A 15491-nucleotide genomic window follows, 5' to 3' on the forward strand; every position below is an offset into this window, starting at 1 on the left:
TGACCGGCTCACAAGCGTTTTTTTATTATTTCACCCGAATCGCACGCACGCGTTTTTGCAGGCTGGTCTTTTCGGCAGACGGCTTCAATCGGCTGACTGCCGTTTGCGCCGCTGATTTTGCTTTTTTCGTCTTGGTTTTTTCCGCCGTTTTTACTTTGTCCCTTGCCTGCTGCCGGTTGAGTTTATCTTTTATCCGGCCAAGCCGTTTTTCCAGAGCGGTTTTTTCTTTTCCCGGCTGGATTTCGCTGACTGCTTTTTGGGCTTTTGCGGTGTTGGCCTCAGAGGTCTTTTTTTCCGCCTGCTTGACGCTGGCCTCAGCTGTTCTCAAAAGGCTTGAGTTGACAGCGTTCAGCCGCTTTTGCAGCCCTTTTTTCTCTGAACCGGCCGGTAATTTGCGGATGGCGCTTTGTGCGGCGTTGACGGCGGTTTTTTTCTTTTGTTTTTCGGCAGTCCGGACTTTGTCTCTTGCGTCCGTTACATTTCTTTCCGTCTGAACTTTATTGATCCGCGCCTCGAGAGCGGTTTTTCCCTTTGACTTGGAAAGCTTGCTGACAGCCGTTTTTGCTTCATTGATATCTGCCTGCTTTTTCGTTTTTTCCGCTTTTATTACGGCCCGTTCGGCAAAGCTCTTTTGCTTTGTGTGATATTGCACCAGTCCGTACCCGAATCGGCTGTCACGTCCGGGAGCGCCCAGATCTTTGACGTTCTGCTGCATCTGCTGCCGGAGCTGTGTATTTGTTTCCTCCGGATATTTCTGCCTGAGCAGCGCGAACATGCCGGTGACGTGCGGCGCGGCTTGAGATGTGCCGTCAGCCGTGGCGTACATTTGATTCAGATACGTGCTCGTAATATTGGTGCCGGGTGCGGCAAATTCAATTTGTTTTCCGGTCGTGGAAAAAGACGCGAGCCCGTTTTTTTCAGTTGACGCTGAGACTGCCGTTACGCTGCTGTAGGCGCCCGGATAATTGACGGGTTTTTTGTTGCCGTCGTTTCCTGCGGCGGCTACGATCACGATTCCTTTTTTGTAAGCTTTGTCAACGGCGTCGTGAAGAATTTTGCTGTCTGCGTTAGTTCCGAGGCTCATATTGATGATGTCCATTTTGTTGGCGATCGACCAGTCGATCGCTTTAAGAAGGCTTTTAAGATCTCCCGCACCTTTTCTGTCTAATGCTTTAACCGCATATAACCGGACATCCGGCGCGATGCCGTCAATGCCGTATCCGTCATGTTTGGCCGCAATGATTCCGGCGACATGCGTCCCGTGTCCGTTGTCATCTTTGTATGAGGAAGTATAACTGACTGCGGAATAGCCTCCGGCAATGGAAAGGTCATCATGAGGGTAAATGCCGCTGTCAATGACAGCCACTTTCACCTTTTTCCCCGTCAAGCCTTCTTTCCACGCCTGCTTGACCTGAGTCGGTTCGATATCCCATTGCGGCAGCGCGTAACTGCTGCTTTGGGCCGCTGATAACGGGCGGATATCAGAACCGCCTGCTGCCTGAAAGGATACATTGTCTTCTACATATAAGATGTCAGGGTCCTGTTTCAGGTTTTTCACCGTTTGCGAATCGGCTGATACGGCGACTGCCGGGAGATGCTGATAGGTCTGTTCCACATCCGCTCCGCTGTCTATGGCGGATTCCTTGCCGTTTTGATTTTTGTACACCACGATAACGTCCCGGTCGTGCGTCTCGGCGTGCGCGGGAGCCGCGGCGGAGAACAGTCCGACGCACAAGGCCGCGGCCATTATCGGTTTCAGGGTGTGATACATTGCGATTCCCCCTTTTTCTTTATATATCGGCAGTGCGGAATTCTTTTTTTCCTGAGGGATAAGGAAAATTTCTGTATGCAAATGTAAGCGTTTCCAAAATATGATGGAGAAAATGCTTTAAGACATCTGCGCAATGAACTCAAAAAGGGGGTTTTTGATAAATGAGTACGTTCAATCGGGTCATGGAAGAAAAAATCATGCCAGTCGCCGGAAAAGTCGCCGGCCAAAGGCACTTAAGGGCTTTGCGGGACGGCATTATTTTGACTATGCCGCTTATCATTATCGGATCGGTTTTTCTGATTCTGACGAGTCTTCCGATTCCCGGTTATGCCGATTTTATGGCTGGTCTTTTCGGTGAAAATTGGGTTGAAAAGCTCGGGTATCCCGTGAATGCGTCCTTTGACATTATGGCGCTTGTCGCCGCCTTTGGGATTGCTTACCGGCTTGCGGAAAGCTATGAGGTGGATGCCCTGTCGTCGGGAGCCATTGCCCTTGCCGCCTTTTTATTGGCGACGCCGTATCAGATTCCGTTTATCCCTGACGGCTCGTCAACAGAGATTATGGTGGGAGGCGGCATTCCGATTTCGCTGCTCGGAAGCAAAGGTCTGTTTGTCGCGATGATCATTGCAATGCTGTCTACGGAAGTGTACCGGTTTATTATACAAAGAAATATCGTCATTAAGATGCCTGACGGAGTGCCGCCTGCGGTCAGCAAATCGTTCGTTGCGCTCATCCCCGGTTTCATTATTATTACGCTTGTATGGCTGGCTCGTCTGTTTATTGAAATGACTCCTTTTAAAAGCCTCCACAATGTCGTAGGCGATTTGCTGGGCACCCCGCTGTCTATTTTGGGCGGGAGTCTCGGCGGAAGTCTTATCGCCGAATTCGTGCAAATGCTGCTTTGGTCGTGCGGCATACACGGCGCGTCCATAATCGGCGGCGTCATGTCGCCGATCTGGTACGGGGCGATGGACGCCAACCGTTTGGCTTTTCAGGCGGGAGAAGCGCTGCCGAGCATTTTTACGACACAGTTCTTTCAAATATGGATTAATGTCGGCGGAAGCGGAGCGACGCTTGCCCTTGTGCTGACCATGCTTGTGCGCTCCAGAAGCAAACAGATGAAACAGCTCGGCCGTCTCGGCATCGGGCCCGCGATTTTTAACATTAACGAACCGATTATTTTCGGGATGCCGCTCGTCATGAATCCGCTGTTAATCGTGCCCTTTATCATCGCGCCGCTCTTGACCATTACGGCGACGTACATCGGGATGAGCACGGGGATGGTGGCAAAACCGGCGGGAATCGCCGTGCCGTGGACGATGCCGCCGCTGATTTCCGGTTATTTGGCGACGGGCGGGAAAATCTCCGGTTCGGTCATGCAGCTGATCAATCTCCTGATTACATTTATCATTTATTATCCGTTTTTCCGAATTTGGGATCTTCAAAAATGGAGAGAGGAACGGGCGGCGGAACAAAACGTCACAGAAGAAACATAAAAAAAACGGGCGCTTTCGCCCGTTTTTTTAACGCTGGAAAAATTCGATCCATTCGCCGTCAGGTCCTTCAATGTAAAAGTAGCGGTACCCGTTCGGAAGTGTCGTGATTTCTTCATCAATAAATACGGCGCCCTGACGCTTCGCATGCGTGAACTCCGCTGCGATATCTTCAGTCAATAAAGCGACATGGTGCACTTTTCCTTCTGCGGGAAGCTCGCTGCTGTAGCCCTGGATCAGCTCAATTTCTGTCTCCGGCCCTTCTTGAAAACCGAGAAAGGCAAGTTCAATAATGCCGTTCGTATGAGTGATACGATCCTTTAACTGCATACCGAGAACGTCTTGGTAAAAGGCGATGGATGTTTCAATATCTTTGACCATAATGCCTGTATGGTCGATTCTTTTGGCTGTCATGGTTTTCCCCCTGTTTTGAATTTTTCGGGACAATGCGGTGTTGATCATGTTTTATGGTACGATAAGAGAAAGCAAAACGAAAGAGGAATGCACAATGAAGCTACTTACAGTGAAAGATACATTTGCCGGAAAGCTGAAAAAAGGATTCCCCCTGATTGAAAAAGACGCTCTGTCCGGAAGCTCGGCTCATTTAACAGAGGGCGATCTTTTTGATGTGACATCCGAGAAGGGTGAGTTTATCGGAAAAGGCTATTACGGTTTGCAGAATAAAGGAGTCGGCTGGGTGCTGTCCCGCGCGAAAGATGAACGGATCGACGGACGTTTCTTTCTGGACAAGCTGAAAAAAGCGGTTGAAGCAAGAGCTCATCTGTTTAAGGCGCCCGATACGACGGCGTTCCGGATTTTCAACGGTGAGGGCGACGGCATCGGCGGCGTCACGATTGACTTTTATGACGGTTATCTGCTGATTCAATGGTACAGTAAAGGCATTTACGCTTATAAGGACAGCATGATTGAGGCGATTGACGGACTGGAGCTTTCTTATAAAGCGATCTATGAAAAGAAACGATTCGATACTGCCGGGCAATACGTGGAAGACGACGATTTTGTCAAAGGCGAAAGAGGAGCTTTTCCGGTCATTGTTCAAGAAAACGGCATACGGTACGCGGTGGATTTAAACGATGGGGCGATGACGGGCATTTTCTTAGACCAGCGTCATGTACGCAAAGCGATTCGGGACAAGTATGCAAACGGCAGACGGGTGCTGAATACGTTCTCTTATACGGGGGCATTTTCCGTTGCGGCGGCGCTTGGCGGAGCTGAGAAAACGACCAGCGTCGATGTCGCCAACCGCAGTCTCGCAAAAACGATTGAACAGTTCAGCGCCAACGGAATTGATTATGAGGCGCATGACATTAAAGTCATGGATGTTTTCAAATACTTCGGCTATGCGGAGAAAAAAGGGCTGGCGTTTGACCTCATCATCCTTGATCCGCCTTCTTTCGCCCGCACAAAAAAACGGACGTTCAGCGCGGCGAAAGATTATAAAAACCTGCTGAAGGAAACGATCGCCATCACCGCAAAAAACGGCATCATCGTCGCTTCGACAAACAGCAGCGCCTTCAATATGAAGAAATTTAAAGGTTTTATAGAGACCGCCTTTAAAGAAACAAATGAGCGTTACGACATTTTGGAAGAATACACGCTTCCGGAAGATTTCAAAACGATTCCCGCGTTTAAAGAAGGGAACTATTTGAAGGTTGTTTTCTTGCGGAAAAAATAGGATGATCATTTATAGCGTGGAAAGAGGGGAAAAGAAAACCCTCTTCCATCGCTCTAATACGGGGTAAATAATCTTCATATCTTACTGTTTAAAGAAAAAACCCGCTATTACTTAGTATCTCATCTGTGCCGAGTACAGTGGCCTCACTAATCCCTCCGCCCAATTGTATCCTCGATAATGATTTTAATGGGTACCACCCTTTTTTTGAGTATCTATATAAATTGTAATGGCATCACTCATGAGCTTCGCCAACCCTTCACCATACCGGTCGATGTTCTTAGTGAAGCGTTCATCTTCAATATAGAGTTGACCTAATCCGTAAAAGGCATCAAAAGAATATTCACCAAAATTTTCATTGAGAAAATCAAACCACTCTTTGATAGCGGTTTGTACGTCTGGGGACTCAGGAGATTGGTTAATAAGGAGTGCAAATTTATTGAACATTGCAGTCCACTTATCAGATAAATCTTTTTGTTCACCATCAGTCATGTTTTTCAATCTAATATTTACCTTATCGACAGGTTGATCACCCCACCGTTTGCGGGCTTCTTGCTCATAAAAATTATGATTGAAGTTCATTCCCTCAAACCGCTCTTTGTTCGTCATGAAAATCTCTCCCATCATATGTTTGATTGATTTATCGATGGTATCAATCATCTTATCGACTCTATTCCGTTTCTCAATCAACATTTTCTTTTGTAAAATGAATGCCTCCCTTCGGTTAAATGAAGGACTATTAATGATTTCTTTAATCTCTTTTAAGGAGAAATCGAGCTCCTTGAAAAATAGTATCTGCTGCAGCTGTTCAAGATTCTCTTCAGAATAAAGCCGATAACCGGAATCGGTCGTTTCTTGAGGAGTCAATAATCCGATTTGATCGTAATGATGGAGAGTACGTATGCTTACTCCAATCAGGTCAGCTACTTCTTTTACTTTCATACCCATCACGTTTGCCGCCTCCTTAATGGCTACTCTAAAGTATTACGCAACGTAAGAGTCAATAGTTGGTGAAGATTTTTTGTATATAAAGGGAGAACATATGAGGATTTCATTGCTGAAATTAAAGAAAAAAAGCCGGGCGTGAAGCTCCGGCTTTTTTCTATTCAATAATGTGCTGCACCCGGCCGATTCGCCCGTCTTCAAGGCGGACCTTAATGCCGCGCGGGTGGAAGCTTGAGTTCGTCAAAATATCCTTCACAATTCCTCTTGTCAGCTTTCCTGAACGCTGATCGGCTTTCAGGACGATATCGACTTCAAGTCCTTTTCTGATGCTGCTTCGCTGCTGGCCGTTCATATGACACATCCGTTCTTCAGTCTTTTCACTTCATGTCTTATCATATCGTGTTTTCGTCTTTTTATGAAGGACAGACAAATCAATTCTTCATGGCAACTAAAAAAAGACCGCTCTGTAAGGAGCAGTCTTTTATGACATAAACGAAAGCAAAATCGGGGCCGCGCACAGTGTCATAATCGCGGCGAGGATCATCGACACGCTTGAGATCGTTCCTGATACGGAGCTGAGCTCAAATGCTTTAGATGTTCCCGCTCCGTGCGCGCTAGTTCCGAGCAGCACGCCCCGGGCAATTTCGTTATCAATGCGGAAATAGCGGATGACCATCGGCCCGATGATCGTTCCCAATAAAGCCGTTAAAATGACGAAAACCGCTGTAACGGCCGGCATCCCGCCGATCATTTCTGAAACGTTCATGGCAATCGGCGTCGTCACGGATCGCGGCACGAGACTGTCGACTAAGCTGCTGCCGAGATGGAACCATTTTGCGATAAAGGCTGTTGACAGAATGGCGATACATGAACCGACCGCTACGTTCAAAATAATTTCCACGGCGTATTTCTTTAAAATCGGGAAATATTTATAAAGCGGGATGGCGAACGCCACTGTTGCCGGCTGAAGCATATCGGTCAGCAGTCCGCCGCCGAGATTGTATGTCTGATACGGGACATTGACAAGAAGCAGCAGGACGACCAAAACAGCGGGCGTAATCAGAAGCGGCGACGTATACACCCGCGGAAAACGAATGTAGAGTTTTTTCGCGCCCAAATACACTAAGACAGTTAAGAATAAACTTATGATTCCGATGAACACGTTTGTTTTTTCTCCTTTCTTTTTGCTATCAGCTGTGTAAGCGTACCTGTTGAAACCATCACGACAAATGTGCTGATGACGACGACAAGTAAAATGCTTACGCCGAATTTAGACATAATATCTCCGTATTCAATCACTCCGACGGCAGACGGGATGAAAAACAGCAGCAGCTCACCGAGGAGCCATGCTGCGCCAAGCTCAATCCATTCAAGTTTGATAATCTTGAAGTGCAATAATGTGAAAAGAATCACAATCCCGATTATACTGCCGGGAATATTTATATGAAGAGCCGCCGTGATCCAATTGATCAGACGCGCAAATATAAACAGCAGAGCGATTTGAATAACGGTAAGCAGCAATTTTTTCATAATGATGCCTCCCTTATATTTATATTGTACAGAAGGTTTTGCTATAGGTAAAATACATATAAAGAATAATATGTATTCCTTTTGTCTATAGAAAGGATGAAATGTAATGGATATACGGCACTTAACGTATTTCTTGGAAGTGGCCCGTTTGAAAAGCTTTACGAAGGCTTCGCAGTCTCTGTATGTTTCACAGCCGACAATCTCAAAAATGATTAAAAACCTGGAGACGGAGCTCGGCATTAAGCTGTTTTACCGCAATGGCCGGCAAGTTGAACTGACTGACGCCGGGCAGAGCATGTATGTGCAGGCGCAGGAAATCACAAAGTCATTCCAAAACCTGACGTCAGAGCTGAACGATATTATGGAAGTGAAGAAAGGGCACGTCCGCATCGGTCTTCCGCCGATGATCGGGTCCGGCTTTTTCCCGAGAGTGCTCGGTGACTTCCGCGTCACATATCCCGATGTGACGTTTCAGCTTGTTGAGGACGGCTCTATTAAAGTGCAGCAAGGGGTGGAGGACGGCTCGCTTGATATCGGGGTCGTCGTCCTTCCCGCGAATGAAGAGATTTTTCATACCTTCACAATCGTCAAGGAAACCCTTATGCTCGTCGTCCATCCGTCACATCGGCTCGCTGACGAGAAAGAATGCAGTCTTCATGAATTGAAAGAAGAGCCGTTCATATTTTTCAGGGAGGATTTTGTCCTTCATAATCGAATTATGACGGAATGCGTGAAAGCCGGATTCAGGCCGCACGTCATTTATGAAACATCACAGTGGGACTTTATCAGCGAAATGGTATCCGCCAATCTCGGTATCGGCCTGCTGCCGGAAAGAATCTGCCGCGGTCTTGATCCTGACAAAGTCAGAACCATTCCGCTCGTTCATCCGGTCATTCCGTGGCATTTAGCCATCATTTGGCGGAAAGACCGCTATATGTCCTTTGCCGCCAGAGCCTGGCTGGAGCATACGAAATCGTATTTATGGAATCCGAAAAAGAGAAAAAAGGATGATTAAGCATGGACGCACAAACCGCAGCTCAACACTTGAGTAAAGTGCGGGATCAAAACCCGCTCGTTCACAGTATCACCAATAATGTCGTCACGAACTTCACCGCTAACGGACTGCTCGCGCTCGGCGCATCGCCCGTTATGGCTTATGCAATTGAGGAGGCCGCCGACATGGCGAAAATCGCCGGAGCGCTCGTCCTGAACATAGGCACCCTCAGCTCGGCGTCGGTTGAAGCTATGATCGCAGCCGGAAAATCGGCCAATGAAAACTTTGTTCCGGTCATTTTTGATCCGGTAGGCGCCGGCGCCACACCGTTTCGGACGGCATCAGCCCGCAAGATCATACAGGAGGTCCGCTTGTCCGTCATTCGCGGAAATGCCGCGGAAATCGCCAATATTGCCGGCGCCCCTGATTGGAAGATAAAAGGCGTGGATGCGGGGGAAGCCGGAGGAGATGTGGTTCAGCTCGCTAAGACGGCTGCAAGCAGGCTGAAGACGGTCATTGCGATTACCGGAAAAACCGACGTCATCTCCGACGGCACCGATACATACGCCGTACATAACGGTGATAAACTGCTGACGAAGGTGACGGGGGCGGGATGCCTGCTGACGTCTGTAATCGGAGCCTTCTGCGCAGCGGGGCAGGACGTTCTGCAAGCGGCCGTTTCAGCCGTTTCTGTATACGGAAGCGCCGCTCAGCTTGCCGCTTTGGACACCTCCCATAAGGGGCCGGGCAGCTTCCAGATTGAGCTTTTAAACAAGCTGGCAAGCATCTCAGAACAAGAAGCGGCCGAGCTTGCCGCAATTGAAAGGGTGATAGAAAAATGACGCGTATTTCTCGGGAAATGATGAAGGATATGTTATCGGTTTATTTTATTATGGGATCAAACAATACAAGCGCAGACCCGGTTTCCGTGGTGAAAAAAGCAATTGAGGGCGGCGCTACGCTTTTTCAATTTCGGGAAAAGGGGAGCGGTTCTTTAACAGGGGATGAACGTGTCCTGTTCGCGAAGCGGGTGCAGGATGTCTGCAGGCAGGCCGGGATTCCTTTCATCATTAATGATGATGTCGAATTGGCCTTGCGCCTTGAGGCGGACGGAGTGCATATCGGACAGGATGACGCAGACGCCGAAGAAACGAGAGCGGCAATCGGCGATATGATTCTCGGTGTGTCAGCACATAACGTCTCCGAGGTGAAGCGGGCGGAAGAAGCCGGAGCCGATTACGTCGGAATGGGCCCGGTCTATCCGACCGAAACAAAAAAAGATGCTGAAGCCGTGCAGGGCGTTACATTGATTGAAGAGGTACGGCGTCAGGGCATCACCATTCCGATTGTAGGAATCGGCGGCATTACGGCTGACAACGCGGCGCCCGTCATTGAAGCGGGTGCAGACGGCGTCAGCATGATCAGCGCCATCAGCCAAGCCGAAGATCCAAAAGCGGCGGCGCGGAAGTTTTCAGAGGAAATTCGGCGCTCCAAAGCAGGGCTGTCCCGATAGGGCGGCCCTTTTTCTGTGTGTGCAAAAAGGCAGTGACGGACTTGGAGAATATAAGCCGTATGTCAAGAACAGAGCAATCAGCTTGCAATATCGACCGAAGCGTTTGACGGCTCTATCGCTTCTCTCAAAGTGACGCCTGAACCAATCACCGTCGGCGCCGAAGGCTCAAAAGCCCTCTATAAAACAGTGAATAGCGCGCAGTGAGAGATCATTTCGAGGTCACGGAAAAACTTAATGCGGAATTCAGCGAATTTGAAGTTTTGATGTCGAAATACAAAACGTGCGATCAATCGTATACGTCTTGTGATACATTAAGTACAGATCAAATCAGAGAGATAAGCACGAAGCTGACGGCCCTTTCTGAAACCATGTCGAAGATTGCCGATGTGCTTTAAAAGGAGTTAAGACACAGCATGAGCGATGAACATAACAAGGAAAAACAGATCCACAGACGGGATGTCCTGAAGTGGGGCGCCGTCGCGGGCGCAGCCGTCGCTGTCGGAGCGAGCGGCCTCGGAGGACTCGCGCCGTTCTTCAAACCGGCGGCCACCGCTTCAAAGAAGAATGATGAAAAACGTGATCGTGATCAAATCGTTCCTTTTTACGGAAAGCACCAAGCAGGAATCACAACGGCGCATCAGACGTATGTGTATTTTGCGGCGCTTGATGTCATGTCAAGCGACAAAGCCGATGTCATCTCCCTTTTCAAACAATGGACAAGCCTGACGCAGCTGCTGACTTCAGGCGCCGTCCCGTCAGGCGAACAGAAAAATAAATATATGCCTCCGCAGGATACCGGGGAGTCGCAGGATCTGGCACCGGCGAATTTGACCGTTACCTTCGGCTTCGGACCCGGGTTTTTCGAGAAAGACGGGAAGGACCGCTTCGGACTGAAAGATAAAAAACCGAAGCACCTCGCCGATATTCCGCCGATGCCTAACGACAAGCTCGATAAGAAACAAGGCGGCGGTGATATCGTCATACAGGTCTGCGCGGATAATGAACAAACGGCGTTTCACGCGGTGCGCAACCTGATGAAACAAGCATCGGGTGTGTGTGAAGTCCGCTTTCTCAATAAAGGTTTCTTAAGCGGCGGGAAAAACGGAGAAACACCGCGCAACCTCTTCGGATTCAAAGACGGCACCGGCAACCAAAGCACGAAGGATGAAAACCTGATGAATTCGATCGTTTGGGTTCAATCAGGAGAGCCGGACTGGATGACGGGCGGCACGTACATGGCGTTTAGGAAAATTAAGATGTTTTTAGATATATGGGACCGTTCATCCTTGAAGGAACAAGAGGACACGTTCGGGCGGGTGAAAAGCTCGGGCGCGCCTCTCGGACAAAAAAAGGAAACCGATCCCGTGAAGCTGAATCAAATTCCCGCCGACTCGCATGTCAGCGTGGCAAAATCAACCGGCAGACAGATTCTGCGCCGGGCATTTTCCTATACGGACGGAATTGATCCGAAGACGGGCTATGTTGACGCAGGCCTGCTGTTTATCTGCTTTCAAAAAGACCCGGACCGCCAATTTGTCCCGATGCTGAAGGCTTTGGCGGCAAAGGATGCGCTGAATGAATACACACAAACGATCGGCTCTTCCTTATTCGCCTGTCCCGGCGGCTGTAAAAAAGGAGAATATATCGCCCAAAGGCTGCTGGAATCGTGACACCTTCCATATGGAAGGTGTTTTTTTAAAAAAACAATTGTAACTATAAAAGTTACAACTTAAAATGATAAGGAAAGGAGACTTACAATGACACTGCAGATTAAAGTATATTCTGATTATGTATGTCCGTTTTGCTATGTCGGCAAAGCGGCGTTTGAAGAAGCTATCAAAGACAAGGACGTACAGGTGGAATGGATGCCGTTTGAATTGCGTCCGAGCCCCTCGCCGAAACTTGATCCGGTGAATGATCCCGCCAAGCGGCAGATGTGGAAAAACTCCATTGAGCCGATGGCGCAGTCGTTAGGCGTTGACATCACGTTCCCCCGCGTGTCACCGCATCCTTACACGGATTTGGCATTTGAAGGCTTTCATTTCGCAAAGGAACATGGGAAAGGAAGCGAATACCATACACGCGTTTTTCAGGCGTTCTTTCAGGAAGAACAAAATATCGGTGACGTTGGCGTGCTGACAAAGCTTGCGGAAGAAGCCGGACTTGACGGTGCTGCCTTCAAAGAGGCGCTTGAGACAAGAGCGTACAAGGACGTACAGCGGGAAGCGCTCCGCCATGCTTATGAGGAAGCCGGCATTACGGCAGTGCCGACGTTTATCATCGGCGATGAGAGAATCCCTGGCGCGGCGGGAAAGGAAACCTTTGAACAAATCATTGAGCGGGAACTGAATAAACGTTAACCCGAAAAAAGCCCTCTCGATCAGCGAGAGGGTTTTGCCATATAATGTTTGATAAATGTTTGTCTGTCCGCTTCATATGCCGCGGCGTCAAAGGAGTCGCCGCAAAAATGAAGGCACCAAGGGTCTTTCTGGCAGGCGACGCCGACTTGATAGCCGTGTTTTTGAAATTCGAGCGACTGTGATGTGTCGTAAAAATGAAAGCCGCGAAACAAATCCTCCCGCCACTCCACGTCATATTGAGCCGCCATTAACAAGCCGTCAATGGCGTCAGCGGGCGTAAACAGGCCGTCTTCATCACCGTGCTCAAAATCCAGCGGGTGATAAGCATTCCCCCGGTATTCAATCACTTTTCCCATCCGCTGTCCGCTTTCCCACCAAATGCCGTTCGGCGGCAGGGTTTTGCAGCCGGCGACACCAAGAAGGCCGAGCTCCTGATGAGATTGAAAGATATGAAGCATGTCATGAAGGAAATGCTGATGAATGATAAAAGTATCCTGATGCAGATAAATTTTATATTTGGAGGGGTGTTTCAGCGCTTTGTTGTAGGACGAGGCCATGCTTGCTGAATCGTATATCGGCATGATATCAACGGAGTATGAAGGGGGGACGGTAAGCTTTAGAATATGGTTTTTGCATCGGGAGTAGAGCGACTCATCATTCACGCAAATGACAAACAGAAATGAATGTGAATCCATTACATGCTCCTCTCGGCCTCAATCACATATTGATAGGCCGATGCTTCTGTCATAAAGTCATGCCTTATGCCAAGCTGTACGCATACTTCGTGCAATGATGCGATGGCTTTGTGGTAAGAAGGGTGATCAACGCGGATCGCCTCAATGCGTTTCACCTCATAGCCGGCGGCTTTAAATAATGAAAGAGTCTCTTCCCGGGTAAAAAAACGCAGGTGGGTCTGATCCATTAATCCGGCGTCACTGTAAGTCCATTTGCCGGCTAAAAGCTCCAGCACCACTGAGATGTGGCCGACATTCGGTATGCATGCAAGCACAGTGCCGTCTTTTTTTACATAAGGACGAAGCTTTTTCAGCACTGTCCACGGGTCGACAAGATGCTCAAGAACGTCTCCGAACAGCATGCAGTCGAATTGCTCTGATTCGTACGGAAGAATGGCGGATTCAATGTCGCCGCAAAGCACGTGGCTCAATTTGCTTTCCGCCTTTTTTGCGGCTTCGGGATACGCTTCAATGCCGTAAACCGTTATTCCGCGGTCTTCGATCGCCGCTCCTAAATTGCCCGTTCCGCAGCCGACATCAAGCACTGTCCGCCAGTTTTCGTCTATTTTGTTCAATAAATAAGGATTCAGGCCTTCGTAGTAGTTCTGTTGTTTTTCATCATAATAGGGATTCGTATCCATCTGTGTATCACCTCATAAATGGGCATAATACACAAGATATGCAGCGGGGGGATCTCATATCACCATGTTTGGCTGTTCAATTGCGGAATACGGACGGGAATGGTTGTCCGGTATACGGTTTGTTCTCTGATTCCCCTCTTATTGCGGGTGTTCCTTTGAAAACTCGGGTGCGGGCGGACTGTGGCAGGTCATATAGTAAAAGGATCCGCCTGTAATCTTACCGCTGGCGGATGGTGTTTTTCATTGGTGCTTTTTTCTTCACCGCTTTTTCAGTATTTAAGAAGCGCCTCACATCGTCAATGTTCAAACCCATGATTCTAGCCTCTTGAATTAACAATTGCCAATCTTGATCTATATCTTTCATTACATGAGTTTTCATAAGAACCTCCAATTGAAAAATTGATTTGCCCAGCTACAGCAGCCAATGTATAACAAATATCACACATAGTTGGCCGGTAATCCCAAATTGAAGATGAATTCACCTACCTATTCCCTAAGAAAATGACTGAAATAACCAAAATCCTTCAAGAATTCTTACATATAATAATAAACAAATAAATACTGACTGGATAGTATGCAAATAAAAATAAACCATATGACCTATTAATATTTACCCTCAAAACGTCGAATAGCATATTCTTTTTGCATAAAAAATACCGCAAAAGAATGATTCGGTGTAAGATAAAGTGAATGATCAAACAGCTGGGGTAAAAAATGAAAAAAAACAAATTTCAAATTAAGAGAGAAGAAACATTTGAAAGTTTTATTGACGCAGGCCTTCATCTCCTGATTGAAAGAGCTTACGATTCAGTCTCAATCGATGACATCAGTAAAGCGGCGGGTTTCAGCAAAGGGGCGTTTTACGTTCATTTTGAAAGCAAGGAAGATTTTCTGAAGCATTTGTTAGAGAGGCGTCAGATTAAAAAAAGGATCATCACTGGCTATCTCGACGAATTAGAAAAGCAAACAGAGCGGCCGTTGACGCTTTGTGAAGCCGCGGCAAGCGCGGCCAGCCTGTTAATGCGGTTTGTAAACAGCAAGCCTGCCTGGAATGTTGTGTCTTTTGCCGTTCATATGCCTACTTACAAAGTCGTCAGTGAATATGAAGCTTATATCCGTCTTTATAAGTTATGGATAGAAGAAAGCACCATGTACATAAATTGGCTCAAATCGAGAAATTTAATAGAAGACCATATAGATACCGAGCATACCGCTAACATGATGTGCGCGCTCATCGACGGGATGATTAAGCAATCCAATGTGCTGGGAAGGCCGGTTACTTTCCGCAGCATGTTTGACGCGCTCTATGTTTTTGTCAGCGGCAGAAAATCAGGGTAACGTTCTTCTTGATTTGACAAAAGGTTTAGAAAAGTCTTTCAGAAAGCGAGGAACTGCCATGCGCTACAGAGAAATTATGATGTATATCATTATGGGGATATTCACGACCATCGTGAATATCGTCAGTTTTTACATTCTGACGTCGGCATTTGAGATGGATTACAAGGCGGCGACTGTCGCCGCTTGGATTCTGTCCGTTCTATTTGCTTATGTTACGAATAAACGGTATGTCTTTCAGCAAAAGACCGCGGGGATGCGGAGTCTGATGAAAGAATTAACGGCCTTTTTCAGCGTGCGGGTGCTGTCTCTCGCCATCGATCTCGCCATGATGATTCTTCTGGTCAGTCAATTTCATATGAACGAAACATTGGCGAAAATCGCCGATAACGTCATTATCGTAGTCGTCAACTATGCGGCCAGCAAGTGGATTGTCTTCAGAAAAGCGAAAGAAGAGGGCGTGTCATAACGGTTTTTTTCCG

At 47.8% G+C, this 15491-nt stretch carries 18 protein-coding genes and 1 pseudogene; 10 read left to right on the forward strand and 9 right to left on the reverse strand.

Annotation, left to right across the window (positions count from 1 at the left end; all coding sequences use genetic code 11):
* Positions 1 to 25: 25 nt before the first annotated feature.
* The gene (locus ACWJJX_RS06240; RefSeq protein ID WP_454022832.1) at positions 26 to 1771 is read right to left on the reverse strand and encodes a S8 family serine peptidase; all 1746 of its coding nucleotides are present in this window, start codon (positions 1769 to 1771) and stop codon (positions 26 to 28) included.
* 161 nt (positions 1772 to 1932) lie between these two features.
* On the opposite strand from ACWJJX_RS06240, the gene celB reads away from it, so the two are divergent.
* Entirely contained in the window at positions 1933 to 3267 is a 1335-nt protein-coding gene (gene celB / locus ACWJJX_RS06245) for a PTS cellobiose transporter subunit IIC (protein WP_264101238.1), read from the forward strand.
* 27 nt (positions 3268 to 3294) lie between these two features.
* Here celB and ACWJJX_RS06250 read toward each other — a convergent pair whose 3' ends face one another.
* Positions 3295 to 3678 carry a VOC family protein gene (locus tag ACWJJX_RS06250; protein WP_003150894.1) on the reverse strand — a complete coding sequence of 128 codons (384 nt, stop codon included), beginning with the start codon at positions 3676 to 3678 and terminating at the stop codon, positions 3295 to 3297.
* 94 nt (positions 3679 to 3772) lie between these two features.
* Here ACWJJX_RS06250 and ACWJJX_RS06255 point away from each other — a divergent pair, with 94 nt between their 5' ends.
* Positions 3773 to 4960 (forward strand): class I SAM-dependent rRNA methyltransferase, encoded by a 1188-nt coding sequence (locus ACWJJX_RS06255; RefSeq protein ID WP_454022833.1) that lies wholly within the window; start codon positions 3773 to 3775, stop codon positions 4958 to 4960.
* A 183-nt stretch (positions 4961 to 5143) separates the two neighbouring features.
* Here ACWJJX_RS06255 and ACWJJX_RS06260 read toward each other — a convergent pair whose 3' ends face one another.
* The 4 genes from ACWJJX_RS06260 to ACWJJX_RS06275 form a co-directional block, all read right to left on the reverse strand.
* Positions 5144 to 5905: a MerR family transcriptional regulator gene (locus ACWJJX_RS06260; RefSeq protein WP_454022951.1), complete on the reverse strand. Its 762-nt coding sequence runs from the start codon at positions 5903 to 5905 to the stop codon at positions 5144 to 5146.
* 154 nt (positions 5906 to 6059) lie between these two features.
* On the reverse strand, positions 6060 to 6254 hold the full coding sequence (locus ACWJJX_RS06265; RefSeq protein ID WP_003150901.1) for a YwbE family protein: 195 nt from the start codon (positions 6252 to 6254) through the stop codon (positions 6060 to 6062).
* A 129-nt stretch (positions 6255 to 6383) separates the two neighbouring features.
* Positions 6384 to 7064: a CidB/LrgB family autolysis modulator gene (locus tag ACWJJX_RS06270; RefSeq protein WP_012118753.1), complete on the reverse strand. Its 681-nt coding sequence runs from the start codon at positions 7062 to 7064 to the stop codon at positions 6384 to 6386.
* Entirely contained in the window at positions 7046 to 7432 is a 387-nt protein-coding gene (locus ACWJJX_RS06275) for a CidA/LrgA family holin-like protein (protein WP_063174456.1), read from the reverse strand. Before ACWJJX_RS06275 ends, ACWJJX_RS06270 begins: the two co-directional genes overlap by 19 nt.
* Positions 7433 to 7538: 106 nt before the next feature.
* On the opposite strand from ACWJJX_RS06275, the gene cidR reads away from it, so the two are divergent.
* From cidR to ACWJJX_RS06305, 6 genes and pseudogenes are all read left to right on the forward strand, one after another.
* Positions 7539 to 8447, forward strand: coding sequence for a cidABC operon transcriptional activator CidR (gene cidR, locus ACWJJX_RS06280; RefSeq protein ID WP_003150908.1), 909 nt, complete (start codon positions 7539 to 7541; stop codon positions 8445 to 8447).
* Positions 8448 to 8449: 2 nt separating this feature from the next.
* Positions 8450 to 9268 (forward strand): hydroxyethylthiazole kinase, encoded by an 819-nt coding sequence (thiM, locus tag ACWJJX_RS06285; protein WP_077723023.1) that lies wholly within the window; start codon positions 8450 to 8452, stop codon positions 9266 to 9268.
* On the forward strand, positions 9265 to 9939 hold the full coding sequence (gene thiE / locus ACWJJX_RS06290; protein ID WP_003150910.1) for a thiamine phosphate synthase: 675 nt from the start codon (positions 9265 to 9267) through the stop codon (positions 9937 to 9939). Before thiM ends, thiE begins: the two co-directional genes overlap by 4 nt.
* A gap of 72 nt (positions 9940 to 10011) precedes the next feature.
* A pseudogene (locus ACWJJX_RS06295) lies at positions 10012 to 10334 on the forward strand (Efem/EfeO family lipoprotein); the annotation flags it as partial.
* Between the two features lie 18 nt (positions 10335 to 10352).
* Positions 10353 to 11609, forward strand: coding sequence for an iron uptake transporter deferrochelatase/peroxidase subunit (gene efeB / locus ACWJJX_RS06300; protein WP_172615075.1), 1257 nt, complete (start codon positions 10353 to 10355; stop codon positions 11607 to 11609).
* A gap of 87 nt (positions 11610 to 11696) precedes the next feature.
* Complete coding sequence (locus ACWJJX_RS06305; RefSeq protein ID WP_172615074.1) at positions 11697 to 12299, forward strand: DsbA family oxidoreductase; 603 nt, start codon at positions 11697 to 11699, stop codon at positions 12297 to 12299.
* Positions 12300 to 12319: 20 nt separating this feature from the next.
* Here the strand turns inward: ACWJJX_RS06305 and ACWJJX_RS06310 are convergent, their stop codons facing one another.
* The 3 genes from ACWJJX_RS06310 to ACWJJX_RS06320 form a co-directional block, all read right to left on the reverse strand.
* Positions 12320 to 12994, reverse strand: a complete 675-nt coding sequence (locus ACWJJX_RS06310) for a glycosyltransferase family protein (protein WP_454022834.1) — start codon at positions 12992 to 12994, stop codon at positions 12320 to 12322.
* Complete coding sequence (locus ACWJJX_RS06315; protein ID WP_044052801.1) at positions 12994 to 13674, reverse strand: class I SAM-dependent methyltransferase; 681 nt, start codon at positions 13672 to 13674, stop codon at positions 12994 to 12996. Before ACWJJX_RS06315 ends, ACWJJX_RS06310 begins: the two co-directional genes overlap by 1 nt.
* Positions 13675 to 13891: 217 nt before the next feature.
* Positions 13892 to 14053, reverse strand: coding sequence for an anti-repressor SinI family protein (locus tag ACWJJX_RS06320; RefSeq protein WP_070082557.1), 162 nt, complete (start codon positions 14051 to 14053; stop codon positions 13892 to 13894).
* 335 nt (positions 14054 to 14388) lie between these two features.
* Between ACWJJX_RS06320 and ACWJJX_RS06325 the strand changes: the two genes are divergently transcribed.
* Both ACWJJX_RS06325 and ACWJJX_RS06330 read left to right on the forward strand, forming a co-directional pair.
* Positions 14389 to 15012: a TetR/AcrR family transcriptional regulator gene (locus tag ACWJJX_RS06325; protein WP_003150919.1), complete on the forward strand. Its 624-nt coding sequence runs from the start codon at positions 14389 to 14391 to the stop codon at positions 15010 to 15012.
* A gap of 79 nt (positions 15013 to 15091) precedes the next feature.
* On the forward strand, positions 15092 to 15478 hold the full coding sequence (locus ACWJJX_RS06330) for a GtrA family protein (protein WP_032857211.1): 387 nt from the start codon (positions 15092 to 15094) through the stop codon (positions 15476 to 15478).
* The last annotated feature ends 13 nt before the right edge of the window (positions 15479 to 15491 follow it).

Source organism: Bacillus sp. YH3-2-B2 (genome assembly GCF_053663335.1).

What these genes read in the sequence shown, in the direction of transcription:
- ACWJJX_RS06240 (WP_454022832.1), bottom strand. Translation starts at nt 1,771, where the DNA reads ATGTATCACACCCTGAAACCGATAATGGCCGCGGCCTTGTGCGTCGGA.
- celB (WP_264101238.1), top strand. Translation starts at nt 1,933, where the DNA reads ATGAGTACGTTCAATCGGGTCATGGAAGAAAAAATCATGCCAGTCGCC.
- ACWJJX_RS06250 (WP_003150894.1), bottom strand. Translation starts at nt 3,678, where the DNA reads ATGACAGCCAAAAGAATCGACCATACAGGCATTATGGTCAAAGATATT.
- ACWJJX_RS06255 (WP_454022833.1), top strand. Translation starts at nt 3,773, where the DNA reads ATGAAGCTACTTACAGTGAAAGATACATTTGCCGGAAAGCTGAAAAAA.
- ACWJJX_RS06260 (WP_454022951.1), bottom strand. Translation starts at nt 5,905, where the DNA reads ATGGGTATGAAAGTAAAAGAAGTAGCTGACCTGATTGGAGTAAGCATA.
- ACWJJX_RS06265 (WP_003150901.1), bottom strand. Translation starts at nt 6,254, where the DNA reads ATGAACGGCCAGCAGCGAAGCAGCATCAGAAAAGGACTTGAAGTCGAT.
- ACWJJX_RS06275 (WP_063174456.1), bottom strand. Translation starts at nt 7,432, where the DNA reads ATGAAAAAATTGCTGCTTACCGTTATTCAAATCGCTCTGCTGTTTATA.
- cidR (WP_003150908.1), top strand. Translation starts at nt 7,539, where the DNA reads ATGGATATACGGCACTTAACGTATTTCTTGGAAGTGGCCCGTTTGAAA.
- thiM (WP_077723023.1), top strand. Translation starts at nt 8,450, where the DNA reads ATGGACGCACAAACCGCAGCTCAACACTTGAGTAAAGTGCGGGATCAA.
- thiE (WP_003150910.1), top strand. Translation starts at nt 9,265, where the DNA reads ATGACGCGTATTTCTCGGGAAATGATGAAGGATATGTTATCGGTTTAT.
- efeB (WP_172615075.1), top strand. Translation starts at nt 10,353, where the DNA reads ATGAGCGATGAACATAACAAGGAAAAACAGATCCACAGACGGGATGTC.
- ACWJJX_RS06305 (WP_172615074.1), top strand. Translation starts at nt 11,697, where the DNA reads ATGACACTGCAGATTAAAGTATATTCTGATTATGTATGTCCGTTTTGC.
- ACWJJX_RS06310 (WP_454022834.1), bottom strand. Translation starts at nt 12,994, where the DNA reads ATGGATTCACATTCATTTCTGTTTGTCATTTGCGTGAATGATGAGTCG.
- ACWJJX_RS06315 (WP_044052801.1), bottom strand. Translation starts at nt 13,674, where the DNA reads ATGGATACGAATCCCTATTATGATGAAAAACAACAGAACTACTACGAA.
- ACWJJX_RS06320 (WP_070082557.1), bottom strand. Translation starts at nt 14,053, where the DNA reads ATGAAAACTCATGTAATGAAAGATATAGATCAAGATTGGCAATTGTTA.
- ACWJJX_RS06325 (WP_003150919.1), top strand. Translation starts at nt 14,389, where the DNA reads ATGAAAAAAAACAAATTTCAAATTAAGAGAGAAGAAACATTTGAAAGT.
- ACWJJX_RS06330 (WP_032857211.1), top strand. Translation starts at nt 15,092, where the DNA reads ATGTATATCATTATGGGGATATTCACGACCATCGTGAATATCGTCAGT.